The following is a 4,467-nucleotide window of genomic DNA, read 5'->3' as shown; positions in this document are numbered from 1 at the left end:
TTGCTTGTCCGGATACCCCTGTGACGACGCACGCCTGGGTCCGTCACACCACCTCGGACGCCTGACAGAATGAGCCCCATGCCTGATCGTGATCTCCTTCCCCAACTGCGACTGCGGCTCGCCACCCAGGCCGGGCGGGCTGCGGCGCTCGCGTCCCGCATGGCCGGCAAGGGCTCGGGCGCCTCGATCCGCGGCAAGGTGATGTTGCAGGTCGACCCGGACGCGCTGGCCAAGCTGCTGCGCAACCGGCGGATCGCCGCCGTCACCGGCACCAACGGCAAGACCACCACCACCCATCTGCTCACCGCCGCGATCCGCCAGGGCACCGCCGACCCCGATCGTCGCCTCGTCACCAATGCCGACGGCGCGAACCTCTACCACGGCATCGCGTCCGCGCTCGGCGAGCAGCCCCGCGCCGACATCGCCATCCTGGAGACCGATGAACGCGTCGTCCCGAGCATGTTGCGCGATGGACGTCCCGAAGTGCTGGTGCTGTTGAACTTCAGCCGCGACCAGATGGACCGCAACCACGAGATCAAGTTCTTGGGACGCTCCTGGCGCGAGGCCCTCGCCGAGGCCGGCGAGGACGGTCCGGTCGTCGTGGCGAACTCCCGCGACCCGCTGGTCGTCTGGGCCGCCGGCACCGCACGCAAGACCATCTGGGTGGACACCGGCGCGGGCTGGAACCAGGACGCTGCCCTGTGCCCCGAATGCGGCGCGGTGCTCGTCCACGAGGATCGCTGGGACTGTCCCAACTGCGAACTGACCGAACCCCAGGCCGAGTACCGCGTCGACGGCGACGAGGTGATCGAGCGCGACGGCACCACGTGGACCCTTGACCTGCAGGTGCCCGGCCGCTTCAACCGCGCCAACGCCGCGCAGGCCCTGGCCGCCGCCCGCGTGATGGGCATCGACCCGAAGGTCGCACTGGAGGGCATGCACGAGGTCACCTCCCCCGCTGGCCGGTACGCGACCACCACCTTCGGCGACACCACGGCGCGGCTGTTGCTGGCCAAGAACCCCGCCGGTTGGGCCGAGTCGCTGCCGTTGGCGCAGAGCGATCCGCTGGTGCTGGCAATCGACGCAGTCGCCGCCGACGGCAAGGACGTCTCGTGGCTGTGGGACGTCGACTACGAACAACTGCGCGGACGACGTGTCGTGTGCACCGGCCCCCGCGCCCTCGACCTGGCCGTCCGGCTGGACTACGCCGGCGTCGAGCACATCGTCCAACCCGACCTGATGGCGGCGATCAGCGGCCATCCGGGCATGCTGCTCGACGTGGTCAGCACCTACACACCGTTCCAGCAGCTGCGCAAGCTCGGAGGCCTGGCATGAGCTCGTCCAACCCCGCACCCTCGACCCCGCAGACTCCGATCGCGCCCGTCAAGATCGTGCTGGTCTACCAGAGTCTGCTCGGCATCTACGGTGACCGTGGCAATGCCGTCGTCTGCCGGGAGCGCCTGACCCGCCGTGGCATCGACGCCGAGATGGTCGTCGTCGAGCCGGGGGATGAGCTGCCGACCGACGGCCAGCTCTACCTGCTTGGCGGCGGCGAGGACATGGCGCAGATCAGCGCCATGAAGGCGATCCGGGAGGACGGTGGCCTGTTCACCGCCCTGGGCTCGGGCGCCGTGCTGTTCGCGGTCTGCGCCGGCTATCAGATCTGCGGCAACACCTTCACCGTCGGTGACCGCGACGAGGTCGTGGAGGGCCTCGGGCTGCTGGACGTCGACACCCGACGTGGCACCGAACGCGCCGTCGGCGAGGTGCTGCACCGCTGGAACCGTCCCGATGGCTCGGCCTCCCTGTTGACGGGTTTCGAGAACCACGGTGGCTACACCACGCTGGGGCCCAAGGCGGCGCCGCTGGCCAGCGTCGAGGTGGGTGTCGGCAACAATGGCCAGGGCACCGAAGGTGCAGTGCAGGGACGCGTGATCGGCACCTACCCGCACGGCCCTGTGCTGTCCCGCAATCCCGAGCTGGCCGACCACCTGCTCGAGCTGGCCCTGGGACGCGAACTCGAACCGCTGCCCATGCCGGAGCTGGACGAGCTACGCGCGCAGCGAATCTCGCACGCTCGGACGCTGTCCCGCTAGCTGCCCCCGGGGGCGTTGAGTGCAAGGCTGGTGCCCATGAAGACACGTCAACTGGGGCCCTTCGAGGTCAGCGCCATCGGCATGGGTTGCATGCCGGTCTCGATGCGCAGCACGGGCGACCTGCCGAGCGAGGAACAGGCGGTCGCCGCCATCCACGCAGCACTGGACGTCGGCATAACCTTCCTCGACACGGCCGACATCTACGCGCCGTCATGGGACACGATGGGCCACAACGAGCGCATCGTCGCGAAGGCCCTCAAGGGCCTGGCCAACCGGGACAGGATCGTCGTCGCCACCAAGGGCGGCATCACCCGGAGCGAGGGCGAGCAGTGGGGGCGTGACGGTTCCCCGGCGTACCTGCGCAAGGCCGTTGACGCGTCGCTGAGGGCGCTCGAGGTGGACGTGATCGACCTCTACCAGTGGCACCGCCCGGATCGCTGGCGTGTCTATGGCGAGGTCGTCCAGACCTTCGCCGACCTCCAGAAGGAGGGCAAGATCCGAACCGTCGGCATCTCCAATGCGAATGTGGAGGAGATCGAGGTTGCGGTCCAGGTGCTCGGCGAGGGGGGTCTGGTCAGCGTCCAGAACGAGTTCTCCCCCAGCTTCCGCTGCAGCGAGGACGAGCTGGCCTGGTGCGACGAGCACGGCATCAACTTCCTGCCCTGGAGCCCGCTCGGCGGCACCGGTGGTGGCGCTACCGAGGTGGGAGAGAAGTTCGCCCGCTTCGGGGACATTGCCCGCGATCACGGCGTCAGCCCCCAACAGGTCGTCCTGGCCTGGGAGCTGCGCAAGAGCGAGAAGCTGATCCCGATCCCGGGCGCCTCGCGTCCGGAGTCGATCACCGACTCGGCCAAGGCCGTGGAACTGGACCTCACCGACGACGAGTTCGCGTTGCTCGACCAGCGCTGACGTCCGTCTGGCACGTCAACCCGCCCCTTGGACCATCAACGCCGCCCGTGCACAGGTGGCGTTGATGCATTTCAGGCGGCGTTCATCGAGCGGACGTCCCGCAGGCCCGCCCGGATGCGGCCGAGCAGATCGTCCGGACGATGGGTCACGTCGTCCCAGGTCCAGCGTGCGAAGTGGACGCCCTGTCGGCGCAGCCGGTCCTCGCGCTGCTTCTCCTGCCACAACACGTCCTCGATGTCGCGTCCCGACGGGTTGTCGAGGCGGTACTTGAGGCGCCCGTCGAACTCCCCGGCCAAGCGTGGAGCCCACCAGAAATCGACGATGTCGAAGCAGCCCTCATGGCGCAGCTGGTGCTGGAGGTCGTCGGGGGCCAGTCCCGCCCTGATGAACAGGTGACGGCTCAGCGACTCACCCACGCTGCCGGAGCGAGCGTCCGCCCACGACACGATCCGACGGGCTTGCGGCACCCCGCGGACCCCGCTCAGCCGACCCACCGCTGTCTGGAGTTCGTCACCGGTGACCAGGCTCGTGCGCAAGGCCTCGTCGGCGGCAGCCAGCGCCCAACCACCCGGTTCGGTTCGCGCGAGGTCAGCGATGGTTCGGGCCGCGCTGGTGCACAACACACCGTCGACGAGCGTCATCTCCTCCGCCTGCAGGGACGCGGTGGCGACCCGGACGCCCGCCTTGGCCCTTCCCCGCGTCAGCGCCGGCGCGGTCAGATGGACCAGCCGGGTCGCCACCCGGCGCAGCGGTAGGCCCCACATCGCCGCCGCAGACGCATGGCTCACCACTGCGTGCTGCCCACGCGCCAGTACTGCCGCCCGGATGCGGGACCGGTAGGCCTCCAGCTCGCTGGTCTTGCGTCCGTCAGCTGGTCCAGCGGCGTAGATGCCTCGTCGTACCCGCACCAGTTGGCCGGCTCGCACGAGGGCGGCGATCTCGTGGTAGTCGTAGCCACGTTCGCGCAGCTGCTTCGTCGTCACCTCGTCCATGTCGGCAACTGTGCAGACCGAACAGGTTCACGCGCGACCCGGGGGCAGGACGCCTGTGGACAACTCGAGAAGCCGCGGATCGCTTGTCCACAACCCCAACGCCACCCTGGGATCACGAACGCCACCCATGCACGGGCGGCGTTGGTGTTCCAACGGACGCGTTGACGGGAGCACCCATGGACAAAGATCAAGGCCCGCCTCGGTGAGCCTGGGCCTTTGGTCTGGTACACCGCCAGGGACTTGAACCCTGAACCCGCTGATTAAGAGTCAGCTGCTCTGCCAGTTGAGCTAGCGGTGCTGGCATCCCCCACCCGAGCAGGGGATCTTGGTGCTGTTTTGGTACACCGCCAGGGACTTGAACCCTGAACCCGCTGATTAAGAGTCAGCTGCTCTGCCAGTTGAGCTAGCGGTGCGCGCGAAGAGAAACACTACACCTGCGACCTTGTCGCGGCCAAATCGTCCTCCCCGGG

Annotated in this window: 4 protein-coding genes and 2 tRNA genes; 3 read left to right on the top strand and 3 right to left on the bottom strand. The window is 68.6% G+C overall.

The annotated features are described in order from the left end of the window. Window positions 1-204 precede the first annotated feature (204 nt). Genes ABD089_RS06000 through ABD089_RS05990 form a run of 3 tightly spaced genes read left to right on the top strand, consistent with a single transcriptional unit; the run spans window position 205 to window position 3,005 of the window. Window positions 205-1,335: a DUF1727 domain-containing protein gene (locus ABD089_RS06000; RefSeq protein WP_343885400.1), complete on the top strand. Its 1,131-nt coding sequence runs from the start codon at window positions 205-207 to the stop codon at window positions 1,333-1,335. Further along, the gene (locus ABD089_RS05995) at window positions 1,332-2,096 is read left to right on the top strand and encodes a type 1 glutamine amidotransferase (RefSeq protein WP_343885327.1); all 765 of its coding nucleotides are present in this window, start codon (window positions 1,332-1,334) and stop codon (window positions 2,094-2,096) included. The genes ABD089_RS06000 and ABD089_RS05995 overlap by 4 nt, the downstream gene beginning before the upstream one ends. Before the next feature lie 36 nt (window positions 2,097-2,132). Continuing rightward, window positions 2,133-3,005: an aldo/keto reductase gene (locus ABD089_RS05990; protein WP_343885326.1), complete on the top strand. Its 873-nt coding sequence runs from the start codon at window positions 2,133-2,135 to the stop codon at window positions 3,003-3,005. Window positions 3,006-3,076: 71 nt separating this feature from the next. Here ABD089_RS05990 and ABD089_RS05985 read toward each other — a convergent pair whose 3' ends face one another. From ABD089_RS05985 to ABD089_RS05975, 3 genes are all read right to left on the bottom strand, one after another. After that, window positions 3,077-3,997, bottom strand: a complete 921-nt coding sequence (locus ABD089_RS05985; RefSeq protein ID WP_343885325.1) for a type IV toxin-antitoxin system AbiEi family antitoxin domain-containing protein — start codon at window positions 3,995-3,997, stop codon at window positions 3,077-3,079. A 222-nt stretch (window positions 3,998-4,219) separates the two neighbouring features. Further along, window positions 4,220-4,295 (bottom strand) — tRNA-Lys (locus tag ABD089_RS05980). Between the two features lie 39 nt (window positions 4,296-4,334). Next, window positions 4,335-4,410: transfer RNA gene (locus ABD089_RS05975), tRNA-Lys, on the bottom strand. Window positions 4,411-4,467 lie beyond the last annotated feature (57 nt).

It is taken from the genome of Luteococcus sanguinis (genome assembly GCF_039527675.1).
Taxonomy (GTDB): domain Bacteria; phylum Actinomycetota; class Actinomycetes; order Propionibacteriales; family Propionibacteriaceae; genus Luteococcus; species Luteococcus sanguinis.
This window is presented reverse-complemented; position numbering and strand designations above follow the sequence as displayed.

Excerpts from the sequence above, each read along its gene's own strand:
- ABD089_RS05995 (WP_343885327.1), top strand. The coding sequence starts at position 1,332 with ATGAGCTCGTCCAACCCCGCACCCTCGACCCCGCAGACTCCGATCGCG.
- ABD089_RS05990 (WP_343885326.1), top strand. The coding sequence starts at position 2,133 with ATGAAGACACGTCAACTGGGGCCCTTCGAGGTCAGCGCCATCGGCATG.
- ABD089_RS05985 (WP_343885325.1), bottom strand. The coding sequence starts at position 3,997 with ATGGACGAGGTGACGACGAAGCAGCTGCGCGAACGTGGCTACGACTAC.